Genomic DNA, 25,436 nt, shown 5'->3' on the forward strand with positions numbered 1-25,436 from the left:
GGGTTACGGCCGCAGGAGCACCTTGGTGGCGGTGCGCTCATCCATCGCGCGGTATGCGTCGACGACCTGCTCGAGCGGCAGCTCCAGGTCGAAGACGTCGCCCGGCGTGAGCCGGCCGTCCCAGACCTCGGGCAGCAGCTCCTCCACGTAGTTGCGCACCGGGGCGATGCCACCGCGCACGCCCACGTTGGTGTCGAACATGCGCCGCACCGAGAGCTCGGGGCCGCCGCTCGGCACACCCACGAAGCCCAGCTGACCGCCGGGCCGCGCCGAACGCAGCGCCTGATCCATCGACTCCTTCGTGCCCACGCATTCGAGCACCGCGTCGGCGCCGATGCCGCCGAGCAGCTCCTTCACGCGGGCCACGCCCTCGGCACCGCGCTCCTCGACGATGTCGGTCGCGCCGAAGCGGGTGGCGATCGCCTGCCGCTGCGGGTGGCGCGACATCGCGATGATGCGCTCCGCGCCGAGGCGGGCGGATGCGAGCACACCGCACAGCCCCACGGCGCCGTCGCCGACCACGACGACCGTGCTGCCGGGGCGCACCCCCGCCGAGACGGCGGCGTGGTGCCCGGTGCCCATCACATCCGAGAGCGTGAGAAGGTGCGGCACGAGCGCGTCGTCGGGCATGCCGGGCGTCGCCACGAGGGTTCCGTCGGCGAGCGGCACGCGCACGCGCTCGCCCTGGGTGCCCTGAGCGAAGACGCCGCGGCGGTCATCCGCGCCCCACCAGCTGCCGTTCACGCACGAGGTCGAGAAGCCGTTCAGGCAGTTCACGCACGCCATGCAGCAGTGGTAGAACGGCGCGATCACGAAGTCGCCCACCTTCACGCGGGTGACGTTCTCGCCCACCTGCTCGACGATGCCCACGATCTCGTGGCCCACCTGCTTGGGGAACGGCACCGTCGAGATGCCGCGGTATGGCCAGAGATCGGAGCCGCACACGCACGCCGCGACGGTGCGCACGATCGCATCGTCGCCGGTCACGAGAACGGGATCCGGGACCTCCTCGAAGCGGATGTCGCCGGGGCCATGGAGCACTGTCGCACGCATGGTCTCAGGTTAGCGCGAACGCCGCCCGACTTGTATAGACAGGCGGCGTTCGCTTCCGATCAGAGCGCGCGCAGGCGCGGCGCGAGATCGCGCTCGAAGAGCTCCATGAAGCGGCGCTGGTCGTGGCCGGGCGCGTGGAACACGAGGTGATTCATGCCCCAGTCGACGTACTGCTTGATCTCTTCGACCACCTTGTCGGGGTCGTTGCCCACGATCCAGCGCGACGCGATCTTCTCGATCGGGAGAGCGTCGGCCGCCTTCTCCATCTCGATCGGGTCGGTGATGTCGTGCTTCTGCTCCTTCGACAGCGCGAGCGGCGCCCAGAACCGCGTGTTCTCGAGGGCAGTGTCGTAGTCGGTGTCATAGGAGACCTTGATCTCGAGCATGCGGTCGATCTGCTCGAAGTCGCGGCCCGCCTTCGCAGCCCCCTCCTTCACAGCAGGGATGAGCTCATCCTCGTAGAGCGCGGCGCCCTTGCCGGAGGTGCAGATGAAGCCGTCGCCGGCACGCCCGGCGTAGCGCGCCACGAGCGGGCCGCCCGCCGCGATGTAGATCGGGATCGGCTGCTCGGGGCGGTCGTAGATGGAGGCGTCGACGGTCGAGTAGTACTCCCCCTCGAACGTCACGCGATCCTCGGTCCACAGCTTCCGCATGAGGTCGACCGATTCACGCAGGCGGGCGAAGCGCTCCTTGAACTCGGGCCACTCGCCGCGCCAGCCGGTCGCGATCTCGTTGAGCGCCTCACCGGATCCGACCCCCAGGAAGATGCGCCCAGGGTAGAGCATGCCCATCGTCGCGAACGCCTGTGCGATCACGGCGGGGTTGTAGCGGAACGTCGGCGTCATCACCGAGGTGCCGATCTGCACGCGCGAGGTGCGCTCGCCGACCGCCGTCATCCACGCGAGCGAGAACGGCGCGTGCCCACCCTCGTGGCGCCACGGCTGGAAGTGGTCGGACGTCGTCACGGAGTCGAACCCGTGCCCTTCCGCGGCGACTGCGAACTCGACGAGGTCGCGCGGGTTGAACTGCTCTGCTGAGGCCTTGTAGCCGAGGCGAAGGGTCATGGACTCATTGTGGCGGATCGACCGGGTACGCGGTTGTTTCATCATCGAAATCGGTTAAGCGTCGTCGATCTGCACGCCGTTGTAGATGTGGTCGAAGACCATGCTCGTGCGAGTGGACGCGACGACGGGGCTCGCGGAGAGCTGGGCGAGCACGAACTCGCGGATGTGGTCGCTGTCGGCCGCCGCCACATGGATGATGAAGTCCTCCGAGCCGCCCAGGAAGAACACCTGCACGACCTCGGGTGCGCGCCGGATCTGCGCCGTGAACTCGGTGATGTGCTGGCGGGCACCGGATCGGATGCCCACGCTGATGAGCGCCTCGAGCCCCCATCCGAGTGCAGCGGGAGACACCTGGGCGACGAATCCGGTGATGATGCCGCGATCCACGAGAGAGCGCACGCGCGCGAGGCACGTCGACGGCGCGACCCCCACGAGATCCGCGAGACGGCTGTTGGGAATGCGCGCGTCCTGCTGCAGCAGGCGCACGAGGCGGCGGTCGATCGAGTCGAGGGCTTCGGCGGGCCGCACAGCGTTCGGTCGGATGGCCATCCAAACCCCCTTCTATCGAATGATCACGCAGATATCCGCAATCCTAGGTGGATTTATTCGGCACGAAACAGAACGAGCCGAAGGATCGGCGATATTTTTCTCACCCGTCTATACAAAGGAGTGTGATCATGCGCGTCGGAATTCCCCGCGAGATCAAGAACAACGAGAACCGCGTCGCGATCACGCCGGCCGGAGTGCACGAGCTCACCCGCCGCGGCCACGAGGTCTACATCGAGGCCGGAGCCGGCGTCGGCTCCAGCATCACCGACGAGGACTTCATCTCGGCAGGCGCGAACATCCTCGAAGACGCCGCGAGCGTCTGGTCGACCGCCGAGCTGCTGCTCAAGGTCAAGGAGCCGATCGAGTCCGAGTACGGATACATGCGCGACGACCTCGTGCTGTTCACCTACCTGCACCTCGCCGCGTCGCGCCCCTGCACCGACGCGCTCCTGAACGCCGGCACCACGTCGCTCGCCTACGAGACCGTGCAGCTCGCCGACCGCTCGCTCCCGCTGCTCTCCCCCATGAGCGAGGTCGCCGGACGCCTCGCGCCGCTCGTCGGCGCCTACCAGCTGCTCCGCTTCCAGGGCGGACGCGGAACCCTCCTCGGCGGTGTCGCCGGCACCCCGAAGGCCAACGTCGTCGTCATCGGCGGCGGTGTCGCCGGTGAGCACGCCGCCGCGAACGCGCTCGGCATGGGCGCCCGCGTGACCGTCGTCGACATCTCCATCCCGCGTCTGCGCCAGCTCGAAGAGCGCTACACGGGCCTCAACACCCGCGTGTCGAACTCGTACGAGATCGCCGCGCTCGTGAAGGAAGCCGACCTCGTCATCGGCTCCGTGCTCATCCCCGGCGCGCGCGCCCCCAAGCTCGTCACCGACGAGATGATCGCGAGCATGAAGCCGGGCGCCGTGCTCGTCGACATCGCCATCGACCAGGGCGGCTGCTTCGAAGGCGCACGCCCCACGACGCACGACGACCCCACCTTCCCCGTGCACGACGCGATCATGTACTGCGTCGCCAACATGCCGGGTTCGGTGCCGGAGACCTCGACGCGCGCCCTCACCAACGCGACGCTCCCCTACGTGATCGCCCTCGCCGAGAAGGGCTGGAAGCAGGCCGTCCTCGACGACGCCGCGCTCGCCGGAGGCCTCAACACCTTCGCCGGCCAGGTCACCAACAAGGGAGTCGCCGACGCCTTCGACCTGCCGTTCCTGGCACCGGTCGACGCCGCCAAGGGCTGATCCCCGAACGCGGCACCCGAGGCCACGCTGACACGCCGCACCCGGCGCGTTAGCGTGGCCTCGATGCTTCTCTTCTACATCGACGAGTCCGGTCACCACCGCATGGATGCGGACAAGGAAGACCCCACCCGACTCGCTCGCGACACGACCGACTGGTTCGTGCTGTCCGCGGTCGGGATCCGCGATTCCGAGCGCGAGAGCACCGCGGAGGCGCTGTACGCGCTCAAGGAGCGCTTCCTCGGCGCGGGCGCCGAACGCCCATGGGGCGAGACCGAGCTCAAGGGGCGGCGGCTGGCGATCACGCGACGACGCCTCGACGGCGGTCGCCCCGATCCGGACGCCGACTACCCCGCGTTGCGCGACGCCCGCCAGCTCGACGAGCTCGAAGACGGCATCGGCGCGATCTTCGCCGACCTCGACGAGCTCACCTTCACGGTCGCGATCGACAAGCACCGACTCTTCGAACGCCGCCCCGGCGTGCCCGCACTCGGCAGCGCATACGCGTTCCTCTACCGCCGCATCGCGCTCACGCTCGCGGAGCGCTTCCCCGGCGAGCACGGCATCCTCATCGCCGACCAGCAGACCGAGCACGAGAAGGCATTCCGCGACCACGAGCTGCTGCGGGTGCGGGACGAACTCGCCGCGAAGGGGCGTCTCGTGGCCGACTACCGGCTGCTGCTCGACCGGCCTCTCTGGATCGACTCATCGCTGTCCACCTGGGACCGCGAGATCATCCAGCTCGCCGACCTCGTCGCGTTCACCACGCACGAAGGCCTCGCGCGCGGCTTCGACTCGACCGCGGCGCGCGAACTGTGGCCGTACATCCGCCCCGCGCTCGCCACCGACGAGAACCTGAGCCCCGACGGCGAAGGGTTCGTCATCTACCCGAAGCCCGCCGTCTGGCCCGACACGACGGTGCGCTGAACCCCGGGAGCGTCGGGCTGACTCAGACCGGCTGCTCGAGGAAGTCAGCGACCACGCGCGGCACGTACGGCGATACGTCTCCGCCGAGCGACGCCACCTGGCGCACGAGCGAACTCGACACGTGCGCGTGCGCCGGATCCGGGAGCATGAAGATCGTCTCGACCTTGGCGAGGTTGCGGTTCACGATCGCCATCGGCGTCTCGTACGCGACATCCACCTGCGAGCGAATGCCCTTCACCAGCACGCTGGCACCCACGTCGGTGCAGTAGTCGACGAGCAGGCCCACACTCCAGCTGGTGACCACGATGTTGCCGGGGATCCCGGCCTCCTGGATCGAACTCTGGATGAGCGACACCCGCTGCGCGATCGGCAGCAGCGCCGTCTTGCCCGGGTTGTGCACCACGAGCACATGCACCTCGTCGAAGATTCCTGCGGCTCGTTCGATCACATCGAGGTGCCCCAGGGTGACGGGGTCGAAGGATCCGGGAACGACGGCGATCCTGGTCATGAACTCAGCGTAGTCGGCGCGTGTGACCGTTTCGTTACATGTCGGCGACCTTCGTGTCAGGCCTTGCCGAGGAACGCGCGCTCATCCTCGTCGAAGCGCCGATCGACAGCTTCGCGCGTCGCGGGGTGGGCGGCGAGGACCGGATCCGCGGCGAGCAGCGCCTCGGCGGCGAGACGCGCCTCGACGATCACCTCAGCATCCTCCACGACGCGCAGCAGCTTGAGCGAGGAGCGTCGACCCGACTGATTGCCGCCCAGCACGTCGCCCTCGCGCCGCAGCTCGAGGTCGGCCTGGGCAAGCTCGAAGCCGTCGGTCGTGGCAGCGACCGCGTCGACCCGCTCGCGCGCGAGCGTCTGCTGTTCGGCGCGGGTCACGAAGAGGGCGATGCCCGGCACGCCGCCGCGGCCGACGCGTCCGCGCAGCTGGTGCAGCTGCGCTACGCCGAAGCGGTCGGCGTCGAGCACGATCATGGTCGACGCGTTCGGCACATCCACGCCCACCTCGATCACCGTCGTGGCGACGAGCACATCGATGTCGCCGGCCGCGAACGACCGCATGATGCGGTCCTTCTCCTCCCCCGACATCCGGCCGTGGAGCGGCTCGATGCGCCGGCCCGCGAGCGACGGATGCGCGCGCAGCCTGCCCAGCACCTCCGTCACGGAGGACGGCGGCGGCGCGTCGTCCGGAACGTCCTCGCCCGACGGCGTGTCATCCTCCCGAACGGGCGCGGCGCCGGGGGTGGGGACGTCGATCGCGGGGCACACCACGAAGCCCTGGCGCCCCTCGGCGAGCTCCTCGGAGAGCCGCTCCCAGACGCGGGCCTCCCAGCCGGGGTGGTCGGCGAGCGGCACGACATGGGAGGTGATGGGCGCGCGTCCCGCAGGCAGCGTGCGCAGCGTCGAGACGTCGAGATCGCCGAACACCGTCATCGCGACCGTGCGCGGGATGGGGGTGGCGCTCAGCACCAGAACGTGCGGTGCAGTACCCTTCACGCGAAGCGCCTCACGCTGATCCACGCCGAAACGGTGCTGCTCGTCGACGACCACGAGCCCCAGATCCGCGAAGGTCACCTTGTCGCCGAGGAGCGCATGCGTGCCGACCACGATCGCCGCACCCCCGGATGCCGCCGCGAGCATCGCCTTGCGGCGCTCGGCCACGGGCATCTGCCCGGTGAGCAGGGTGACGCGCAACCGCGCCGCGAGATCCGGGCCGAGCATCGACACGATCGAGCGCAGATGCTGCCCCGCGAGCACCTCGGTGGGCGCGAGGAACGCCGACTGGCCGCCCGATTCGGCGACCGCGAGCATCGCCCGCAGCGCCACGAGCGTCTTGCCGGAACCCACCTCGCCCTGCACAAGCCGGTTCATCGGAATGCCGCTCGCGAGCTCCGCCTCGATCTCGTCGCCCACCTGACGCTGGTCGGGCGTCAGCGGCCACGGGAGCGCATCCTCGAACGCCTTCGACAGCGCACCGGGCACCCGCGGCGGGCCCGTCACGGCACGGCGCTCCTCGCGCTGGCGCAGCAGGGCGAGCTGCAGCACGAGCGCCTCCTGGAACCGCAGCGAGTCCCGCGCCGCACGCCACTGCGAGTCCACCTCGGGGCGGTGGATCTTCTCGAGAGCCTCCCGATACGGCATCAGCCGTCGCGCGCCGCGCACGTCGTCGGGCACCGGATCCGGAAGCTCAGGCAGCACATCCAGCACCGTCTCGACCGCCTTCTGCAGCTTCCAGCTGGGGAAGGACGCGGTCGCCGGATAGAGGGGCACGGGGGTCTCCGCCCAGCGCCTGGCCTGCTCGTCGTCCATCGAGGCGGCGATCTCGGCATCGAAGAGCTCGTAATCGGGATGCGTGAGCTGGCGCGTGCCGCGGTAGGAGCCGATCTTGCCCGAGAAGATGCCGCGCACCCCGGGCACGAGCTCCGCCTTGCGGAACGGCTGGTTGAAGAACGTGAGCGTGAGGATGCCGCGGCCGTCGCTGATCGTCGCCTCGAGGATCGAGCCGCGCCGGTTCTGCATGCGCCGTTCCGAGACGGAGCGCACCTCGGCGACGATCGTCACCGGCTCGTCGAGCAGCAGCTCGCTGAGCGCCGTCAGCTCGCCGCGGCGTGCGTAGCGGCGAGGGTAGTGCGCGAGCAGATCGCCCACGGTGCGCAGCCCGAAGGACTTCTCGAGCACCTGGGCTGTGCGGCCGCCGAGGGCGGACGCGAGCTTGGCATCCAGCGGCGAATCCACTCTGCGAGCGTATCGGGAGCTCGCGACAGCGGCCTCCATCCGGCTTCGACCTCCGCGTGCGCTGCCGTATCCTCCCTCCGCTCTCGCGCATCCTCGGAGGGAGCCGGGAGCCGGGATCGGCGCGAGGGCGCGGCGACCGGCCCGCCGTGGGCGGGCTCCGGATAACCTGGGGCGGTGACCCGCATCATCTCCGGCTACGCCGGCTCGCTCGCACTGTCGGTGCCGAAGTCCGGCACGCGCCCGACGACCGACCGCGTGCGCGAGGCGCTGTTCTCGGCGCTCGAAGCGCGCGATCTGCTCGACGGCGCTCGCGTGCTCGATCTGTACTCCGGATCGGGGGCGCTGGGCCTCGAGGCGGCGTCGCGCGGTGCGGCAGAGGTCACGCTCGTCGACAGCTCGCGCGAGGCTGCGGATGTGTCACGCCGGAACGCGGAGCGCGTGGTGCGCGCGGCCCCCGCATCCGCTGTGCCCACGATCCGCACCGTGTCGCAGCCGGTGCGCTCGTTCCTGTCGTCCTCGGCGGGCGGGTGGGATCTGGTGTTCATCGACCCGCCCTACGACCTCATCGGCGGCGAGCTCGTCGAGGACCTGCAGCTGCTCGCCTCACGTATCTCGCCGGACGCCCTCGTGCTCGTCGAGCGTGCCTCGCGCGACCCGGAGCCGGCTTGGCCCTCCGGGTTCGGCGCACAGCGTCGCACCACCTACGGCGAGACGGCCGTGTACTGGCTGCAGCTCGACGTCCCGGCCGACGCGGCAGACTAGCCGCCCACGCCGTCCCAGTCGGCGTAGGGATCCCATCCGCCGCGCACGTCGAACGCGCGCCCGTCGACGCGCACCTCAGGCGCGCCATCGGCGGCGAGCACTCGCCCGATCGCCCGGAAGCCCTCCGGCAGGTCGCCCGCCGGGAACGTCGCGAGCAGCGCGTGATCCTCGCCGCCCGTGAGCGCCATGCGCGAGCCGACGGCGGTCGCGTCGAGGTCGATGACGGCCCCGGATGCTTCGGCCATCCGGCGGGCGTCGAGCGCGAGCCCGTCGCTCACATCCATCATCGCGGTCGCTCCGCCGAGCGCGGCCGTCACACCGCGTGCGATCGGCGGGGCGGGGGCGAGCTGGGCGTTCAGGACGTCGTCGAACTCAGGACGCAGGGCGAGCGCGCGGGACGAATCCGGGCGTCCGTCGTCGTCCACTGCCCGCTCGAACAGCAGCGCGATGCCGGCACCTGCGAGACCCAGTGCTCCCGTCACCGCCACGACGTCGCCGGGGCGGGCACCGGAGCGCAGCACGGGGGCTCGACCCTGCAGGTCGCCGAACGCCGTGACGGCGATCGTGAGGGTGCCGGAGACGGACAGGTCGCCGCCGACCACCCCGCAGCCGGGGGCGAGCGCGGCACATGCCTCGCGCAGTCCGTCGGCGAGCTCCTCGAGCCAGGCGACCTCCGTCGTTGCGGGAGCGACGAGCGCGACGACGAGCGCGGTGGGGCGTGCGCCCATCGCGGCGACATCCGCGAGGTTGGTGGCCGCGGCCTTCCAGCCCAGCTGGAAGGCACTCGACCACGCGTGCCGGAAGTCGGGTCCGTGCACGAGTGTGTCGGTGGTCACCACGAAGCGCCCGTCCGGCGCCGCAAGCACAGCGCAGTCATCGCCGGGGCCCACGATCGCGGAATCTGCGTCGGGGAGCCGCGGGAAGATGCGCCGCAGCACGGCGCTCTCGCCGATCGAGCCGAGCGTCGCAGAGACATCACACACCTGCCCAGGCTAGCCTGGAGCCGATGCGCACCTCCCGAATCGCCCTCGCCGCCGCCGCCGCTGCTGTGGGGCTCACGGCATTGTCCGGGTGCTCGTCGACCGTCGCGCTCGAGCCCGCCCCCGAAGCCAACGATCCGCGGTGCGCCGACGTGATCGTGCGCCTTCCGGAGACCGTGAGCGATCAGACGCAGCGCCAGACGAACGCGCAGGCGACAGCAGCCTGGGGCGACCCCGCCTCGGTTCTGCTCTACTGCGGCGTCGAGGTGCCGACCGCCTCCACGACGCGCTGCATCGAGATCGACGGCATCTTCTGGCTCGTCGACGAAGACGACGCCCCCACCTACATCCTCACGACCTACGGACGCGAACCCGCTGTCGATGTCATCATCGACACCCGGATCGTCGCGTCCACCCCCGTTCTCGTCGACCTCAAGCGCGCCGTCTCGTTCACCCAGCCGAACGGACGCGCATGCACCGACCTCGAGGACGCCCAGCGCCTCGACACCGAGCAGGGGAACACGGCGCCATGACGCCGGTCCGCATCCGAGCCGAACGCCGCGAGGTCGCGGTGAACCGCGAACGGATCCTCGTCGCAGCCGAACGCGTCTTCTCGAAAGAGGGCCTCGACGCCCCGCTGCATCGCGTCGCCGAGGAGGCGGGGCTCGGCATCGCCACCCTCTTCCGTCGCTTCCCGCGACGCGACGACCTCGATCGCGCCCTCTACGACATCGGCGCCGAGCGCATCCAGGGGATCATCGACCGCGCTATCGCCGAGTACGACACGGGCTGGCCGCGCGTCGAGGCGTTCATGCGCGAGATCATGGCGCTCATCTTCGAGATGCCGATCCTGCCGGGCCTGATGCGCCGCGTCGCCACGTACGACCCGACGCACCGCCCCGCCGAAGCCTGGCGCAAGCCCATCGGCGACACGGTTCTGCTCGCGCGCAACGAGGGCACTCTGCGCCCCGACGTGAACGGCTACGACCTCGTGACGCTCGCGTTCATGTTCAACGGCATCGCCTACCAGCCCGAGCCGATGCGCTCGATGTTCGGCGAGCGCATGCTCACGATCGTGCTCGACGGGCTGCGCGCGGGATCCACGAGCCCGATGCCGGCACTCGCACGCCTCGACGAAGACGAGTTCCACCTCGGGTCGCACGGCGTGTGAACGCCGACGGCGCCGCGCTTCAGCGTCGCGCCGCGAGCCCCAGCTCGATGAGCTCGGTGATGAGCTCGGGATAGCTCATGCCGCTTGCCTGCCAGCAGCTGGGGAACATCGAGATGGGTGTGAAGCCCGGCATCGTATTGATCTCGTTGACGACGAACGTCGTGCCGTCGAAGAAGAAGTCGACGCGGGCGAGCCCCGATCCGCCGATCGCCTCGAACGCGTGCGCTGCCACCCGTTGCATCTCGGCGAGTTCGCCGTCGTGCAGCTCGGCGGGGCAGATGAGCTGCGCCGCATCCGGGTCGAGGTATTTGGCTTCGAAGTCGTAGAACTCGCGACCGGTGACCACGATCTCGCCGGCGACGCTCACGCGCGGGGCTGCACCATCACGGCCCTCGAGCACGGCGCACTCCACCTCGCGGCCCGCCATCGCCGATTCGACGAGCACCGTCGAGTCTTCGGCGAAGGCGATGTCGATCGCCGCGTCGAGCTCGGCCCAGTCGGAGACCTTCGTGACGCCGACAGACGATCCGGCACGCGACGGCTTCACGAACACCGGGCTGCCGAGCGAACGGATGCGGCGCTCGAACAGATCGCGGTCTCTCGCCCAGCGGGAGGGCGTGAGGGTGACCCAGGGCGCCACCTCGATACCCGCCGACGCGAGCACCGTCTTGGTCATGTGCTTGTCCATGGCAAGCGACGACGCCAGAACCCCGTTGCCGACGTACGGGAAGTCGAGCAGCTCGAGCTGCCCCTGGATGGTGCCGTCTTCACCGAAGCGCCCGTGAAGGATCGGGAACATCACGTCGATCTCCCCGAGCGAGGACTCCGTGCCGTCCGCGGCGACGAGCGTCAGCTCCCGGGAACCCGCCGCATCGGGCAGGCGCACGCGGGTGCCGTTGTCCGTGACCAGGGGCAGCTCGGCACGCAGGCCGAAGAGCTCCGGATCGTCGGGCTGCAGCGTCCAGGCGCCGTCGCGGGTGATGCCGATCGGCACGACCTCGTAGCGGCTGCGGTCGATCGCGCCCAGCACACCCGCCGCGGTGGCGCACGAGATGCTGTGCTCACTCGAGCGGCCGCCGAACAGCAGGGCGACGCGGATCATGCGGCCTCCGGGGTCGGGACGCCCGGGGTCATTCGCCCTGCGGAGCGTCGTCTGTGGTGAGATGCGGGGCGATGTCCCGCGGATCAAGCGTACCCGCCAGCACTTCCGCCACCTGGCTCACGATCGGCATCTCGACGCCGCGTTCGGCCGCGAGTTCGAGGATGGGGGCGACCGACGAGATGCCCTCGGCGGTCTGATTCATCTGCGCGATGACCTCCTGGTAGGCGTAGCCCTGACCGAGGAGCCGGCCTGCGGTGTTGTTGCGAGAGAGGGACGACTCGCACGTGGCGATGAGGTCGCCGAGCCCTGCGAGCCCGGAGAGGGTCTCGGGGCGCGCGCCGAAGGCGACCGAGAAGTCGGTCATCTCGACGAGTCCGCGGGTGATGATCGACGCCTTGGTGTTCTCGCCGTAGCCGACGCCGTCGACGATGCCGATCGCGACGGCGATGAGGTTCTTCAGCACGCCGCCGAACTCGGTGCCGATCACATCGGTGTTGACGAACGAGCGGAAGTAGGGGTTGCGCGCGGCGAACGCGACCTCGGTGGCGGTGTCGAGGCTCACCGACGAGACGACGGCTGCGGTCGGCTGCTCCTTGGCGAGCTCGAGCGCGAGGTTCGGGCCGGAGACGACGGCGATGCGCTCAGGCTCCGCACCGAGCTCCTGCTCGATGACCTCGCTCATCCGGAAGCGGGTGCCCTTCTCGACGCCCTTCATGAGCGACACGATGGGGGCGTCGGCGGGGATCAGGTCGCGCACGATCCGCAGGTTCTCGCGCAGCGACTGGCTCGGCACGGAGAGGAACACCATGTCGGAGCCCTCGAGCACCTCGGGCAGCAGCGAGGACGCCGAGAGGTTGCGGGGCAGGTTGATGCCCGGCAGGTAGTCGGAGTTGCGGCGCGACTGGTTGATCTCGCGGGCGAGCTCGGGGCGACGCGCCCACACGCTCACCTGCGAGCCGCCGTCGGCGAGGATCTTCGCGAACGTCGTTCCCCAGGATCCGGCACCGAGCACTGCTACGCGCCGCGGAGGGGCGCCTTCGTCGAGACTCACTCCCCCATTCTCTCTCGTCTGTATTCCGATCGGCCCCTGGCTACCCTGGGAGCGTGTCGTCCACCTCCGTCCCTCCGCCCTCCGCCGGCGCGTTCTCCGAGCTGTGGGCAGGCTTCCGCACGTTCTGGCGCGGTTTCGCGTTCTGGCAGCACGCGCCCGGGATGATGTCGCTGGGCCTGCTCCCCGCCGCACTCGCGGCGCTCATCCTCGTGGCGGGCCTCGTGCTTCTCGCGATGTTCCTGGATCCGCTGGTGGGCGTGATCACGCCGTTCGCCGACGGATGGGACGCGACGTGGCGCAGCGTGCTGCGGATCACCGTGGGGCTTGCGGTGCTCATCACCGCGGGGGTGCTGTCCGCGCGCATCTTCAGCGCCCTCGCGCTCACCCTCGGCGGGCCCATCTACGAACGCATCTGCCGCTTCGCCGACACGACCTATGGGCGAGGCACAGCGGACGCGACCATCAGCTTCTGGCGCTCTCTCGGCGACATGGGCGGGATCGTCGCCCGCTCGATCGGCGGCAGCCTCCTGGTCGGCCTCATCAGCCTCATTCCCGTCGTCGGCTCACCTCTCGGCATCACGCTGGGCGTGCTGCTGACGGCGTTCATCATCACGCGGGAGTTCACGCTGCTTCCGTTCCAGCTGCGCGGACTCGACGCCTCGACCCGCAACGCGGTGCTGAGGGCCTCGCGGTGGCGCCGCCTCGGCTTCGGGCTGGGGGTGCAGCTGTGCTACGCCGTGCCGCTGGGCGCGGTCATCACGATGCCGTGCGCGGTGGCGGCGGGCACGCGTCTCGCCCGCGAGCTGCTGGGTGAGCCGGTGCTGCTCGGTGAGCCCGATCAGGCGCTCTCAAACCGCCCGGTCTCGGACTGACCGTACTTCGACGGATCCCAGCGCTCGGCCGGGGCGCTCTCGCCGCGCAGCTCTTCGAGCAGTCGCGTGATCTCGACCATGACGGCCTCCGTCGCCTCGGCGAGGAGCGTCGACTCGAGCGGCTTGCCGCGGAAGCGGTCGAGGTCGACCGGGTCGCCCACGATCGCCCGCACCGTCTTGCGCGGGAACAGGGCGAGCTTCTTCGAGTAGCGCGGCATGATGTCCTGCACACCCCAGTGCGCCATCGGGATGATCGGGATGTCGTTCTCGAGTGCGGTGCGCACAGCACCCGTCTTGCCGCGCATCGGCCAGAGCTCGGGCTGGCGGGTGAGGGTGCCCTCGGGGTAGATGATGACGGCGTGCCCCTGGCTGACGAGGTCGGCTGCTGCCGCAAGGGGCTGCTGTCTGTCAGCACCCGCGCGCCCCGACCCGGATCGTGCGACAGGGATCTGCCCCGTGGCGCGCAGAAGCCACCCGAGCGGCCCCTTCTTGAAGAGGCTCGCTTTCGCGAGGAACCGCGGAACGCGCCCCATGACCCACACGAGGTAGCCCGTCGTGAGCGGGTCGAGGTTGGAGTAGTGGTTCGGCGTGATGACATACGCGCCGGTGCCCGGAAGCTTCTCGGGGTTGGTGATGCGGAAGTCGATCAGACGCCGCAGGAGCGGTCCAGCGAGCCCTCCGATGACATGCCAGAGCGGTGTCGCCTCAGCCGAGCGGGAGGCCTTCGCGAGACGACGCTGTTCGCGATCCAGGGGGTATGCCATCAGTCCAGCGTAAAGTCTGCGCCGAGCTGCTCGAGCTTCTCCACGAAGCGCTCGTAGCCGCGCGCGATGATGCCCACGTTCGAGACCGTCGAGCGGCCCTCCGCCGTGAGTGCGGCGATGAGGTAGCTGAAGCCGCCGCGGAGGTCGGGCACGTTGACATCGGCGCCGTGCAGCGGCGTCGGCCCGTTGATCACGGCCACCTGCTCGAGCGGACGACGCGGCACACGCCAGTCGGGCGACTCGAAGCCCTTGTCGTGAACCACGATGTCGGCGCCCATGTCATTGAGGGCGCGCGTGAAGCCGAGACGGTTCTCGTACACGGTCTCGCGCACCATCGAGGTGCCGGGAGCCTGCGTGAGCGCGACGATGAGCGGCTGCTGCCAGTCGGTCATGAAGCCGGGGTGCACATCGGTCTCGACGACGACGGGCTTGAGCTCGCCAGCCCGGTAGAAGCGGATGCCGTCGTCGTGCACGTCGAAGCCGCCGCCCGCCTTGCGGAAGATGTTGAGGAACGTCATCAGTTCCTGCTGCTGCGCCCCCGCGACGAACACGTCGCCGTCGGTCGCGAGCGCGGCGGCCGCCCAGCTGGCTGCCTCATTGCGGTCGAAGATCGCCTTGTGCGTGTAGCCGTCGAGACGGTCCACGCCTTCGATGAAGATCGTGCGGTTCGGCTCGACCGTGATGATCGCGCCCATCTTCTGCAGGATCGCGATGAGATCCATGATCTCGGGCTCGATCGCCGCGTTCTTGAGCTCGGTGACGCCCTCCGCGCGCACGCCCGTGAGCAGCACCTGCTCGGTGGCGCCGACGCTCGGGTAGGGCAGCTCGATGTGCGCACCCTTGAGCCCGTTGGGCGCCGTGATGCGGATGCCCTCGTAGCTCTTGTCGACGATCGCCCCGAATGCGCGCAGCGCATCCATGTGGAAATCGATCGGACGGTCGCCGATGCGGCATCCGCCGAGGTCGGGGATGAGCGCCTCGCCGAGTCGGTGCAGCAGCGGTCCGCAGAACAGGATCGGGATGCGGCTCGAGCCCGCGAGCGCGTCGATCTGTGCGAAGTGCGCCTTCTCGACGTTGCTCGTGTCGAGAATGAGTTCGCCCTCGACGTCGCTCGTCACGGTGACGCCATAGGCGCCCATCATGCGCGCGACGACGTCCACGTCGCTGATGGTGGGCACGTTCATCAGACGGCTCGGGGTGTCACCGAGCAGCGCCGCGACCATCGCCTTGGTGGCGAGGTTCTTGGCTCCGCGCACCTCGATCCGACCCGTGAGCGGCTTGCCGCCCTCGATGGTGATCCGGTCGGTGGTGAGGCCGACGCGTGCACCCGCCTTCTTGGCGTCTTGGGCGAGGTCGATCGCGTCTGAGTTCACGTGTGTTGCACCAATCGCGTTGGGGAAGCTGAGGTCAGCGGACAGGGAGAGTACGGGGACGCCAGCTTTCGCGGGTGCCCTCGAACTCAGTGATCCGCGCTTCGTCGCGCAGCGTGAGGCCGATGTCGTCCAGGCCTTCGAGCAGTCGCCACCGAGTGTAATCGTCGATGTCGAACGGAACTGTGAAGTCGCCGACCGTCACCGTCTTTGCAACAAGATCCACCGTCGCGCGCATTCCCGGCTCCGCCTCGAGGCGCTCCCACAGCTGCTCGATCTGCTCCTCGGGAGCGGTTCCCGCGAGCAGCCCCTGCTTGCCGGAGTTGCCGCGGAAGATGTCCGCGAAGCGCGGCGAGATGACGGCCTGGAAGCCGAAGTCGCGCAGCGCCCAGACGGCGTGCTCGCGGCTGGATCCGGTGCCGAAGTCGGGGCCCGTGATGAGGATCTTCGCACCCTGATAGGCGGGACGGTTGAGGATGAAGTCCTCATCCTGACGCCACGAGTAGAACAGTGCGTCTTCGAAGCCCGTCTTGGTGACGCGCTTCAGGAACTGGGCGGGGATGATCTGGTCGGTGTCGACGTTGGAGCGGCGGAACGGAACCGCGATGCCCTCGATGATCGAGATCTTCTCCATCAGTTGGCCTCTCCTTCGGTCTGCAGATCCCACGGGCTCGACAGCGTTCCGCGGATCGCGGTCGCGGCGGCGACGAGCGGCGACACGAGGTGCGTGCGCCCGCCCTTGCCCTGGCGGCCTTCGAAGTTGCGGTTCGAGGTGGACGCGCAGCGCTCCCCCGGTGCCAGCTGGTCGGGGTTCATGCCGAGGCACATCGAGCATCCGGCGAAACGCCATTCGGCGCCGAACGCCTCGACGATCTTGTCGATGCCTTCGGCCTCCGCCTGCAGTCGCACGCGTGCCGATCCGGGGACGACCATGACGCGCACGCCGTCGGCCTTCTTCTTGCCGTCGATGATCGAGGCGAAGGCGCGCAGGTCCTCGATGCGCGAGTTGGTGCACGAGCCCATGAAGACGGCGTCGACCTTGATGTCCTTCATCGGCGTTCCCGCCGCGAGGTCCATGTATTCGAGGGCGCGCTCAGCGGCGGCCTTCTCGTTGGGGTCGTCGATGACCGCCGGGTTCGGCACGGTCTCCGAGAGCGAGACGCCCTGGCCGGGGTTGGTTCCCCAGGTGACGAACGGCTCGAGCTCGTTCGCGTCGAGGAACACCTCGGCGTCGAACACGGCGCCCTCATCGGTGGGCAGCGTCTTCCAGTACTCGACGGCGGCGTCCCAGTCGGCCCCCTCGGGCGCGTGCGGGCGGCCCTTGACGTACTCGAACGTGGTCTCGTCGGGCGCGACCATGCCGGCGCGGGCACCGGCCTCGATCGACATGTTGCAGATCGTCATGCGGCCCTCCATGGAGAGCGAGCGGATCGCGCTGCCGCGGAACTCGAGCACGTAGCCCTGGCCGCCTCCGGTGCCGATCTTCGCGATCACGGCGAGGATGATGTCCTTCGCGGTGACGCCGGGGCGCAGTTCGCCGTCGACGTTGATCGCCATCGTCTTGAAGGGCTTGAGCGGCAGCGTCTGGGTGGCCATGACGTGCTCGACCTCGGAGGTGCCGATGCCGAACGCCATCGCGCCGAACGCACCGTGGGTGGAGGTGTGGCTGTCGCCGCACACCACCGTGATGCCCGGCATGGTGAGGCCGAGCTGCGGGCCGACGACGTGCACGATGCCCTGCTCGATGTCGCCGAGCGAGTGCAGACGGATGCCGAACTCCTCGGCGTTGCGACGCAGCGTCTCGATCTGGGTGCGGCTGGTGAGGTCGGCGATGGGCCGGTCGATCGCGAGCGTCGGGGTGTTGTGGTCTTCGGTGGCGATCGTCAGATCGGGGCGACGCACGGGGCGGCCGGCCTGACGGAGCCCGTCGAACGCCTGCGGGCTCGTGACCTCGTGCACGAGGTGCAGGTCGATGTAGATGAGGTCGGGTTCGCCGTTCTCGCCCTTGGCGACGACGTGCGCATCCCAGACCTTCTCGGCGAGCGTACGGGGGCGCGCGGCCTCGGAGGGGTGGTTCTCGGTGCTCATGTGTTCAAGATCCTTCATCGGATTGGGTCGGCCCACGGCGGACTCCGCGACGAGGGAGACCGTGAACTAGGCCTCGTCGCGGCGAAGAAGGAGGAGGTGCCGGGCGAGCATCCCACGAGAATAGCAGGGGAAGGCGGGTGCCATCTGCGCGCCGCGTCAGGCGTCGACGGCGGTGAAGACGAACTCACCGAGCTCGACGGACGCGCCCGCGGGCACGCGCACGCGCCGCCCCTGCGCCGCCTCGGTGACGTCGCCGCCCGAGACCACCCACACCCCGTTCGTGGAGCCGAGGTCGTGCACCCAGAGGCCCGAATCGTCCACCTCGAGCGCCGCGTGCGTCTTCGACACGGAGCTCGTGGGGTCGGCGACGGCGCACAGCTCGGCGCCCGGCCACGCCGGTTGCGCGACCGGGTTGCGCCCGATGAGCATCGTCTTCGCAACGGCCATGCGCGAGCCGTCGGGCAGCTGCAGCGTCCAGGTGCGCGGAGCGGGGCGCGCGGAGGTGATCGTCATCTCCTCCGGCGCTTCCACGGTGACCGGAGGTGCCACGGGAGCAGGCGGCGGCGCCATCCCGGGAACCATCGGCACGAACACGATGTCCTCGACCGGAGCCTTCGCGCGCTCAGGGCGCGGTGCGGCTTTGATCGTGCTCGGGTCGAACATGCCGGGCGGGAGCGTGATGAACCCCTCATCCGCGTCTGCCACGGTCACCTCCTGGTTGCGCGATGCCTACGCGTTCGAGAGTAATCGTCGAGACGGCGTGTGTCGCGCGCGCGCCGCGCGTCGGCGAACGTCAGCTGCCACCGCCAGCTCCGTCACTCGTCAGCTCCCCGTGGAGAACCCCAGGAACCGAACCGATCCGCGAGCTGCTCGCTCCGCAGGGTCACGGTGTCCTGACTCAGATAGCCCGGCACGTCGACCAGCGGGATCACATCATCCAGCGGAAGTGCCCCGCGAAGAACTCGACCTCGGCGCAGAGGGTGCCGCTGGCCGCAGGCGCGCGCGTCGCGTCCGCGGATCGGCACCGACTGGCCGTGCGGCATTGCCGATATTCGGAGCCATCGCCATGGCCTCAGGACTCGCCGTAGTCGGCGCCGGGGAGATATCCCTCGGGGTGGTGGAAGCACGGCGAGAACGAGGCACGAGCTCAGTACCTCTCCCCGTACTCGTATCCGGCCGGATGATGGAAGCACGGAGAGTAGGAATCGACCCAGAACTCCGCGCCGCTGGCGTAGAACCCGGCGAGGAACGAGCTGCCGTCCTCGTGGTTGAGCGTCACCTTCGGGAAGCCCTTTGATGACGTGCTGCGTTCCAGAGTCCATCCGCTGCGGCCACTCCAGTCGGCCACGATCGCTTCGATGATCTGCTCGTGCGGAGGCTCGCCCGTGATGGTGATGATCGTGACCACCGGCCACTGGAAGTTGTTCTCGCCGCCGCACGGATAGATGACGGGCGTCGTCTCGGTCGTTCGCGTGTCGGCGGTGAACTCGGCCGGGAAGTACGACGCAATCTCCTGCTGTCGTTCGAGGGTGATCTCGCGCGCGTCGGCGAGCGTCAGGGTGACCTCCGGCGCGCTGTGATCGCCGCCCGCGAGCTCGGAGCTGCCGGCGGCGACGCATCCGGTGAGGACAGCCACGGAGAGGACCGCGCCCAGGAGGTGAACAGGTGATCTCAATACTTGTCTCCCCACCGGTATCCGCCCCGCAGGTGGAAACAGGGCGAGTGCACGTCAACCTACACCTCGGAGGCGTCCTTGTAGAAAGCGACGCGTCCAACCACCCCGTTTGGCACCCCGCGGCATCCGGAAGCGAGCGGGCCACGTCGCCCGCCCCGTCGAGGCACCCGACGACGCTCGCGACCTTCTGGCTGGCACTGCGGAGCACCCACCCGCCTGGCTCTGCGGCGTCAGCCGAGGGAGAAGGTCTCGGGAACCGTGTCGCCGAAATCGCCGCGCAGGAAGCAGCGGTCCATCATGCGCAGGCTGACGACGCTCTCGGGGAGCACCGTGGGCCAGGGATCCGGGATGTTCCAGATCATCGCCCATCCGCCCAGCCGCGGATCCGGATGCGGCGTCGTGCGCACCCATTCACGCAGATCGACGATCGATTGGCGGTATCGACGCTCGGCGTCGGACTTCGCGGGCAGCACGGCGATGGCGACGGTCACGGCTGCGACCGCGAGTGCTGCGACGATCAGAAGCGCCAGCACCGACGCGTCGACGCCCCCGAAGATGGCCCCCAGAAGAAGCACGGGAACGGCGAGCACGACAGCGACGACGATGAGCACCCGCAGTCCTTGCGCTCGCGGCCGCTCCTCACCGAACCCGGTGCGCTGAGCGCGGGTCGCATGCGCGACCGCCGCAGCGAGGCCCTCCCGCCAGGCCGAGTTCTCGCGCTCGATCGTGATGCGCTGGCCGGGATGAGGCAGCGAGCCGAACATCGCCGCGAGCACGATCTGCTCGATCGGGTCGGACTCGGTGACCCGCGCGCCCGCGGTGAAGTGCCAGATCGGGCCGGATGCCGCACCGCGGGATCCTGAAAGGTGGGCGCCGCTCGTCTCCACGATCATCATGTCGCGCATGATCCAGTCAGCCAGGAGCGGCACGATCTCGGAGTATCGACCGCGCTCCGACGCTGCGGCGAGGATCACCGAGCCGGCGGGCGCAGCCGATGACGCGGTGGCGCCGCGCAGGCGCGCGCCCCAGAATCGACGGCGCGCCCAGATCGCGAGTGCGAGCGCCGCGACGAGCACCACGCTGGCGAGGACCACGAGAGCGATCATGCCGGCGTCTCGTGGAGCGCGGTTGCGACGTGCGCGTGGATCATGAAGATCGCGGCCCGTAGAACTCGACCAGATCGTCTCGGCCGACGTGGATGACGTCGTCGCTGATCGACCCCGGAAGATCAAGTGAGTCCTTCAGCGAGCGCAGCGACAACGACCCCCCACCCGTACTGGACGATCTCGGCCGCGGCGCAGCGGAGGCGTCGAGGAAGATCCCGGTGAGCGGCGTGGGGGCGCCCAGATGCGCCGCCTCGAGCGCCGCCTCGAGCGAGGAGACGACTGCAGCATCCGTGGTGTCGGTCAGATAGATCCGCAGCCGGACGCCAGGACCGGTGAGGTCCTGCCCGACCGAGATGCGCGTGTCGACGATGTTGGGGTCGGCAGCGAGCACCGAGGTATGAACGTCGCGCGTGACATCGCCCGCCAAGGCCGAGCATCCGGCGAGCAGGACGAGCGCGAGCGCGGCGCCGACCGCTCTGACTGCGACGCCGCGACGTCGTGTGAGCCCCGGCGTGCTGATCGTGTGTGTCATGCCGCTCCTCGGATGGTGTGTCCCGTGCTCAATATCTCTCCCCGTACTCGTACCCGGCCGGGTGATGGAAGCACGGAGAATACGAGTCGACCCAGAACTCAGCACCGCTCGCGTAGAAGCCGGCGAGGAACGAGCTGCCGTCCTCGTGGGTGAGCGTCACCTTCGGAAAGCCCTTGGATGAGGTGCTGCGGTCGATCCTCCAGTCGGCGCGTCCGCTCCAGTTCGCCGCGATCTCGAGCTGGTGCCCGAGCGTGATCTCGCGCGCCTCTGCGAGCGTCGTCGGCTCGGCGCTGTCGCTGCTCGCGTCGCCATAACCACACCCGGCGAGCACACCTCCGACGAGTACGGCGGCGTCGGCGCAGGCGGGCGCTTTCAGTACTTCTCTCCCCACTCGTAGCCGCCCGGCAGATGGAAGCACGGCGAGAAGACATCGACCCAGACCTCGGACGCACCCTTGTAGAATCCGACGCGCCCGGAGACCCCGTTCGGTGCCGAGAAGTCGAGAGCCGCACGACCGCCGTCACGGACGATGAACGCCTCGGCCTTCCACCCCGGGCGTGTCAGCAGCTCCGCCGCCATCGGCTCCAGCACGGCCAGCTGGTCCGTCTCCGGCATCACGACGAGCGACGTGCGGCCTGGCCAGGCGTAGTTGTGCTCGCCGCGGCAGTCGGAGAGCGACCGCGATTCAGTTGAGCTGGAGCGCTCTGTCACACGATCCGCCGGGTACAGCGACGCGACCTCGTCAGCCGTCTCGATCGCCAGCGCCTTCGCCTCGGCGAGTGTCAGTTCCGCAACCGTTGTCGGCTCCTCCTTGAGAACATCGAGATTCGCGCACCCGCTCAAGACGAGAACGCAGACGAGGGCAGCAACACCTGCAGGCCGAGCTCTCACTTGTACACATCCGTTCGGATCTCATGCGTCGCGGCCTGATTCGCCTCGAGATCCGGACGATGGATCAGGTCGTGGTCCTCGACGAAGTTCGGGTCCCGCCGAACATACACGTGCCTCTCGAAGTCGTCGCTCGACCCCGGAAAATCGCCACTGCCGAGCTCGGGCCCCAGGAACGCGGCCTCATCGACCGCCTGCGCGGCGACCAGCCACTCGAACGCGTACGCGTGGTGCGCGTAGTGCGTCTCCGGGTCCGCTTTCCATCCGTCGGGCATGTATGCACCCGAGAGCGAGATGACGGTGTCGTAGCGAGCGCCGTGCACCTCGGAAGCCGTCAGATTCGCGAGACCCCAGCTGTGCCCCACGATCACCCGGGTGGCACCCGACACCGAGCGATCGCGCATGACGTCGTCGTGGAATCGCGCGAACGTCTCTCCCGCGGCGAGGGCCCGGTGCTGATCACTCGCTTCGGCGAGCCCTGCAGCCATCTTCTCTGGGAACGGCTTGTCGACCGCGAGCTCCCCGGGCAACTCGCCGTCCTTGTAGCTGCCGTCCTCGTGGGTGAGCATCACTTTCGGGAAGCCCTTTGATGAGGTGCTGCGTTCCATAGTCGAGCCGCTGCGCTGACTGGTACGAGATGTGCGCCGTGATGGGATGCGCGAGATCCGCGGCGACCGCCTTGTCGAGTTCAGCTTTCAGCCATCCCCTCTGTATCGTCGCCGACCTCTGCCGGGCGACTCCAGATCGCGGCGCGCATGATCGCGTCGAAGAACGGCAACAGGAACTCCTGCAGCTGCGCCATCGAGGTCGAGAACGAGACGAGCAGGATGCGCTTGGTGTCGGGGACGGCCACCCAGTAGTCGACGATGAGGCTCTCGACGGTGCCGATGTCGTTGCCCGATCCGACGTCGAGCACACGCACCCGGTGCAGGCGCGTGGCGCGCGTCTCGGGGAGGTCGATGCGCAGGCGGTCAGCGGGGTCGCCCGGGTCGGTGCGGTCCCCCGCCGCGAGGGTCTCGATCCCCTGTTCGAGGATGTCGAGCACGACATCCGGCTTCGTGCCGATCGCGGGCGACAGCGAGACGTCGGGCAGATGAACCGTGAAGGTGATGGGGATCGGCACGCCCTCGGCGATGCTGATCGCCATGAACATGCTGAGGCCCTTCGCCTCGATCGCGGCGTCGATGGCGCGCGTGAAGTCGCCGATCACCCGCTGGCGCAGCAGAACGCGGTCGTCCTGCGGCCCGATCCGATGACGCACGAGACGGTGTGCGGACGCCACGGCCGCGTCGCGATCCGTGAGATCGGTCGTCCACCAGTCGCCTGGCAGCCTGAACCGCAGCTCCGGCAGGGTCGCCGCGTCAGCCATCCTCCCCCCACGGCCCGTAGAACTCCTCGAGGGCGTCGCGGCCCGCGTGGATCGTGTCGTTGCTGAGGCTCCCCGGCACGTCGAGCGCGTCCTCCAACGGGCGCAGACGCAGCGAGCCACCTCCCCAGCTCGGAGAACTCGGCGCCGGGGCTGCCGCAGCGTCGAGGAAGATCCCTGTCAGTCGCGCCGGGGAGCCCCGGTAGGCGGCCTCCAGCGCCGCTTCCAGCGACGACACAACGGCCTCGTCCGAGGTGTCGGTCAGGTAGATGCGAAGGCGGATGCCTGGTCCGGTGAGATCCTGACCCACCGAGATGTAGGTGTCCACGATGTTGGCGTCGGCGGCGAGCACCGCGGCAGGCACGTCGCGCGCGACATCATCGGTGGACACCGTGCATCCAGCCAGCGCAAGCGGCGTGAGCACGAGCCCAGCGGCGGCCGCCGCGATACGGGTGAGATCGGTCATCGGACGGGCAGCTCCTCGCCTCGGGAGTTCTCCTGGAACTCGAACGTATACGCGTACTCGGTGCGCGAGAAGAACATCTCCTGCTGATCGATGATCGCCTGAACCCGAGGCTCCACTTTTCCACCGGTGGTCGCGGCCGAGGCTGTATCCGCGTACTTCTCCCACGCGTGCGGGTAGCCGGTTCCGACCGCGTCCGCGGGAACCGCGACCCAGTTCGTCCCCTGGCGCGGGGGCGTGCCATCAAGGCGCGGCACGTGGTCGCCATTGTGCTGGAACGCGAGCACCGACACGCCTTCCGGAATCGGCATGTGGTCGATGGGCGCGCCCGCCACGGCGATGGCGCGCACGTTGAAGCCCGAGCCGGGATCCGAGGCGATGGCCCCCGCGAGGATGCCGCCCTGGCTCCATCCGACGAGCATGACCGAATCGTTCGGTCCGATGCCCGCGTCAGCCATCGCCTGCAGCACCGCGCGCTCGTACGCCGCCCGGAACTCCGGCGTCATGATGAGCGCGAGGTTCGAGCCGAGGTCGTTGGTCGCGCCGTTGCCGTCGAGTCCGGGGGGCGTCCAGTCCTGGGTGCTCGGGAGGGTCACGCGCCAGATCGGGTTGCCGTTCTCGTCGAGTGATGGGGTGCCATCGTCGTTCATCACCTGCACGACCTCGACGACCGACTTCTCGGTGCCGCCGTCCTTGTCGAGTCGGCCGTTGTTCTCGAAGAGGTACCCGTACGGGTCGTCCTGGCGACGGTCGACGATGCGGCCGCTCGCGGGGTGCACCTGGTGCACATCGGGCGTCGGGGCGAGCGTCTCGGTGAGCATCAGGTAGTGCACCGACGGCACGATGAGCGGCACGAGCACGAGGATGACACCCACGAGCATCTCAGCGATCTGGTCGAACGTGAGCGAGCCGGTCGCGAGCATGAGGAGCACGACGACGTTGAACATCACGAGCACGAACGCGACCGCAATCAGCAGCACGACCACGACGACCACCAGCTCGATGAGCGCACTCAGCACGGTGTTGAGCACCGACGCCACCCACTGCACGGCCGCCGCGAGGAACCCCGCGATGTCGCCGATCGTGGCCCCGACGCTCTCCCAGAACGAGTTGTTGAGCGATTCGAGAACGGGTCGGATCCCGGCTGCCGCGGCGTCGGCGGCCGCGTGCCACTCGTCTTCGATCGCGTTCACGGACTGCTCGGCGGAGACCACGGCCTGCTCGGCGAGCGTCACGTTCCGCACCGCCTCGTTGCGACGGCGGATGAGGCTGTCGAGCTGCGCCTCATCGGTGCCGTCATACGTGGCCACCCACACCTCGTCGTCGAGGCGGTCAGCTCTGGTGCGCGCGGTGTAGACGTCGCCGAACGCCGCATCGTGGTTCGAGACGGCCTGCTGGTGACGCTGCTGCAGATTCTCGAGCTTGACGGCGAACTCCTTCACCGCACCCGCCGTGCCGGTGTAGCGGGGCTCGACGCGCGCGAGCACGTCGGCCGCGTCGCCCGTGCGCTGGCGGATGGCGTCGATCGAGTCGCCCTGGTAGCTGTCGCCGTCGACGATGCGATTGAGCTCATCCGCGAGTGTCAGCAGGAGAGCGCCGGTGCTCTCCAGCGAGGCCGCCCCCATGGTGAGCGCCGCGGGGCTGCCGGGAATGCTGCTGCGCATGATCAGATC

Annotated in this window: 28 protein-coding genes; 6 read left to right on the forward strand and 22 right to left on the reverse strand. The window is 69.2% G+C overall.

Going from position 1 to position 25,436, the window contains the following annotated elements:
- Positions 1 to 3 precede the first annotated feature (3 nt).
- Genes HCR12_RS09710 through HCR12_RS09720 form a run of 3 tightly spaced genes read right to left on the reverse strand, consistent with a single transcriptional unit; the run spans position 4 to position 2,666 of the window.
- Complete coding sequence (locus tag HCR12_RS09710) at positions 4 to 1,053, reverse strand: zinc-dependent alcohol dehydrogenase family protein (protein WP_166865851.1); 1,050 nt, start codon at positions 1,051 to 1,053, stop codon at positions 4 to 6.
- Between the two features lie 59 nt (positions 1,054 to 1,112).
- Positions 1,113 to 2,117, reverse strand: coding sequence for a glucose-6-phosphate dehydrogenase (coenzyme-F420) (gene fgd / locus HCR12_RS09715; protein ID WP_166865852.1), 1,005 nt, complete (start codon positions 2,115 to 2,117; stop codon positions 1,113 to 1,115).
- 54 nt (positions 2,118 to 2,171) lie between these two features.
- A complete protein-coding gene (locus HCR12_RS09720) occupies positions 2,172 to 2,666 on the reverse strand; it encodes an Lrp/AsnC family transcriptional regulator (RefSeq protein ID WP_166865855.1) in 495 nt (164 codons plus the stop codon).
- 128 nt (positions 2,667 to 2,794) lie between these two features.
- On the opposite strand from HCR12_RS09720, the gene ald reads away from it, so the two are divergent.
- The gene (gene ald / locus HCR12_RS09725) at positions 2,795 to 3,910 is read left to right on the forward strand and encodes an alanine dehydrogenase (protein ID WP_166865857.1); all 1,116 of its coding nucleotides are present in this window, start codon (positions 2,795 to 2,797) and stop codon (positions 3,908 to 3,910) included.
- Between the two features lie 63 nt (positions 3,911 to 3,973).
- Complete coding sequence (locus tag HCR12_RS09730; RefSeq protein ID WP_166865860.1) at positions 3,974 to 4,834, forward strand: DUF3800 domain-containing protein; 861 nt, start codon at positions 3,974 to 3,976, stop codon at positions 4,832 to 4,834.
- A 22-nt stretch (positions 4,835 to 4,856) separates the two neighbouring features.
- Here HCR12_RS09730 and coaD read toward each other — a convergent pair whose 3' ends face one another.
- Positions 4,857 to 5,342, reverse strand: a complete 486-nt coding sequence (coaD, locus tag HCR12_RS09735; RefSeq protein ID WP_166865862.1) for a pantetheine-phosphate adenylyltransferase — start codon at positions 5,340 to 5,342, stop codon at positions 4,857 to 4,859.
- Positions 5,343 to 5,398: 56 nt separating this feature from the next.
- Complete coding sequence (locus HCR12_RS09740) at positions 5,399 to 7,612, reverse strand: ATP-dependent DNA helicase RecG (protein ID WP_166865865.1); 2,214 nt, start codon at positions 7,610 to 7,612, stop codon at positions 5,399 to 5,401.
- Between the two features lie 135 nt (positions 7,613 to 7,747).
- Here HCR12_RS09740 and rsmD point away from each other — a divergent pair, with 135 nt between their 5' ends.
- Positions 7,748 to 8,335: a 16S rRNA (guanine(966)-N(2))-methyltransferase RsmD gene (gene rsmD, locus HCR12_RS09745; protein WP_166865866.1), complete on the forward strand. Its 588-nt coding sequence runs from the start codon at positions 7,748 to 7,750 to the stop codon at positions 8,333 to 8,335.
- On the opposite strand, the gene thiL is transcribed toward rsmD, so the two are convergent.
- A complete protein-coding gene (gene thiL, locus HCR12_RS09750) occupies positions 8,332 to 9,318 on the reverse strand; it encodes a thiamine-phosphate kinase (RefSeq protein ID WP_166865869.1) in 987 nt (328 codons plus the stop codon). The two genes, rsmD and thiL, sit on opposite strands and share 4 nt — an antisense overlap.
- A gap of 23 nt (positions 9,319 to 9,341) precedes the next feature.
- On the opposite strand from thiL, the gene HCR12_RS09755 reads away from it, so the two are divergent.
- Together HCR12_RS09755 and HCR12_RS09760 are read left to right on the forward strand one after the other, a co-directional pair.
- Complete coding sequence (locus HCR12_RS09755; protein WP_166865871.1) at positions 9,342 to 9,848, forward strand: DUF3515 domain-containing protein; 507 nt, start codon at positions 9,342 to 9,344, stop codon at positions 9,846 to 9,848.
- Positions 9,845 to 10,486, forward strand: coding sequence for a TetR/AcrR family transcriptional regulator (locus tag HCR12_RS09760; RefSeq protein ID WP_166865873.1), 642 nt, complete (start codon positions 9,845 to 9,847; stop codon positions 10,484 to 10,486). The genes HCR12_RS09755 and HCR12_RS09760 overlap by 4 nt, the downstream gene beginning before the upstream one ends.
- A 19-nt stretch (positions 10,487 to 10,505) precedes the next feature.
- Here HCR12_RS09760 and HCR12_RS09765 read toward each other — a convergent pair whose 3' ends face one another.
- Both HCR12_RS09765 and HCR12_RS09770 read right to left on the reverse strand, forming a co-directional pair.
- The gene (locus tag HCR12_RS09765) at positions 10,506 to 11,588 is read right to left on the reverse strand and encodes a D-alanine--D-alanine ligase family protein (RefSeq protein ID WP_166865875.1); all 1,083 of its coding nucleotides are present in this window, start codon (positions 11,586 to 11,588) and stop codon (positions 10,506 to 10,508) included.
- Between the two features lie 28 nt (positions 11,589 to 11,616).
- Entirely contained in the window at positions 11,617 to 12,639 is a 1,023-nt protein-coding gene (locus HCR12_RS09770) for an NAD(P)H-dependent glycerol-3-phosphate dehydrogenase (RefSeq protein ID WP_166865877.1), read from the reverse strand.
- A 53-nt stretch (positions 12,640 to 12,692) separates the two neighbouring features.
- Between HCR12_RS09770 and HCR12_RS09775 the strand changes: the two genes are divergently transcribed.
- Positions 12,693 to 13,511, forward strand: a complete 819-nt coding sequence (locus tag HCR12_RS09775; protein WP_166865879.1) for an EI24 domain-containing protein — start codon at positions 12,693 to 12,695, stop codon at positions 13,509 to 13,511.
- Here HCR12_RS09775 and HCR12_RS09780 read toward each other — a convergent pair.
- The 14 genes from HCR12_RS09780 to HCR12_RS09845 all read right to left on the reverse strand — a co-directional run bounded on the left by HCR12_RS09780 (position 13,478) and on the right by HCR12_RS09845 (position 25,427).
- Entirely contained in the window at positions 13,478 to 14,275 is a 798-nt protein-coding gene (locus HCR12_RS09780) for a lysophospholipid acyltransferase family protein (RefSeq protein ID WP_166865881.1), read from the reverse strand. The two genes, HCR12_RS09775 and HCR12_RS09780, sit on opposite strands and share 34 nt — an antisense overlap.
- Positions 14,275 to 15,648, reverse strand: coding sequence for a UDP-N-acetylglucosamine 1-carboxyvinyltransferase (gene murA / locus HCR12_RS09785; RefSeq protein ID WP_370589307.1), 1,374 nt, complete (start codon positions 15,646 to 15,648; stop codon positions 14,275 to 14,277). The genes HCR12_RS09780 and murA overlap by 1 nt, the downstream gene beginning before the upstream one ends.
- A gap of 34 nt (positions 15,649 to 15,682) precedes the next feature.
- On the reverse strand, positions 15,683 to 16,279 hold the full coding sequence (gene leuD / locus HCR12_RS09790) for a 3-isopropylmalate dehydratase small subunit (protein WP_166865883.1): 597 nt from the start codon (positions 16,277 to 16,279) through the stop codon (positions 15,683 to 15,685).
- Positions 16,279 to 17,733 (reverse strand): 3-isopropylmalate dehydratase large subunit, encoded by a 1,455-nt coding sequence (gene leuC / locus HCR12_RS09795; protein ID WP_166865885.1) that lies wholly within the window; start codon positions 17,731 to 17,733, stop codon positions 16,279 to 16,281. The genes leuD and leuC overlap by 1 nt, the downstream gene beginning before the upstream one ends.
- Positions 17,734 to 17,889: 156 nt before the next feature.
- Positions 17,890 to 18,438 (reverse strand): FHA domain-containing protein, encoded by a 549-nt coding sequence (locus tag HCR12_RS09800; protein WP_166865888.1) that lies wholly within the window; start codon positions 18,436 to 18,438, stop codon positions 17,890 to 17,892.
- A 442-nt stretch (positions 18,439 to 18,880) separates the two neighbouring features.
- Positions 18,881 to 19,369, reverse strand: coding sequence for a hypothetical protein (locus HCR12_RS09805; protein ID WP_166865891.1), 489 nt, complete (start codon positions 19,367 to 19,369; stop codon positions 18,881 to 18,883).
- 269 nt (positions 19,370 to 19,638) lie between these two features.
- On the reverse strand, positions 19,639 to 20,514 hold the full coding sequence (locus tag HCR12_RS09810; protein WP_166865893.1) for a hypothetical protein: 876 nt from the start codon (positions 20,512 to 20,514) through the stop codon (positions 19,639 to 19,641).
- 40 nt (positions 20,515 to 20,554) lie between these two features.
- Entirely contained in the window at positions 20,555 to 21,046 is a 492-nt protein-coding gene (locus tag HCR12_RS09815; RefSeq protein WP_166865895.1) for a hypothetical protein, read from the reverse strand.
- Positions 21,047 to 21,074: 28 nt separating this feature from the next.
- Complete coding sequence (locus tag HCR12_RS09820; protein ID WP_166865897.1) at positions 21,075 to 21,377, reverse strand: hypothetical protein; 303 nt, start codon at positions 21,375 to 21,377, stop codon at positions 21,075 to 21,077.
- A 41-nt stretch (positions 21,378 to 21,418) separates the two neighbouring features.
- Positions 21,419 to 21,889 carry a hypothetical protein gene (locus HCR12_RS09825; protein ID WP_191412330.1) on the reverse strand — a complete coding sequence of 157 codons (471 nt, stop codon included), beginning with the start codon at positions 21,887 to 21,889 and terminating at the stop codon, positions 21,419 to 21,421.
- A gap of 44 nt (positions 21,890 to 21,933) precedes the next feature.
- Positions 21,934 to 22,542, reverse strand: coding sequence for a hypothetical protein (locus tag HCR12_RS09830; RefSeq protein WP_166865901.1), 609 nt, complete (start codon positions 22,540 to 22,542; stop codon positions 21,934 to 21,936).
- Between the two features lie 80 nt (positions 22,543 to 22,622).
- Positions 22,623 to 23,303 (reverse strand): hypothetical protein, encoded by a 681-nt coding sequence (locus tag HCR12_RS09835; protein WP_166865903.1) that lies wholly within the window; start codon positions 23,301 to 23,303, stop codon positions 22,623 to 22,625.
- Positions 23,296 to 23,766 carry a hypothetical protein gene (locus HCR12_RS09840; RefSeq protein WP_166865905.1) on the reverse strand — a complete coding sequence of 157 codons (471 nt, stop codon included), beginning with the start codon at positions 23,764 to 23,766 and terminating at the stop codon, positions 23,296 to 23,298. Before HCR12_RS09840 ends, HCR12_RS09835 begins: the two co-directional genes overlap by 8 nt.
- Complete coding sequence (locus tag HCR12_RS09845; RefSeq protein ID WP_166865907.1) at positions 23,763 to 25,427, reverse strand: hypothetical protein; 1,665 nt, start codon at positions 25,425 to 25,427, stop codon at positions 23,763 to 23,765. Before HCR12_RS09845 ends, HCR12_RS09840 begins: the two co-directional genes overlap by 4 nt.
- Positions 25,428 to 25,436: the final 9 nt, after the last annotated feature.

It is taken from the genome of Salinibacterium sp. ZJ70, assembly GCF_011751865.2.
Lineage (GTDB): Bacteria > Actinomycetota > Actinomycetes > Actinomycetales > Microbacteriaceae > Homoserinibacter.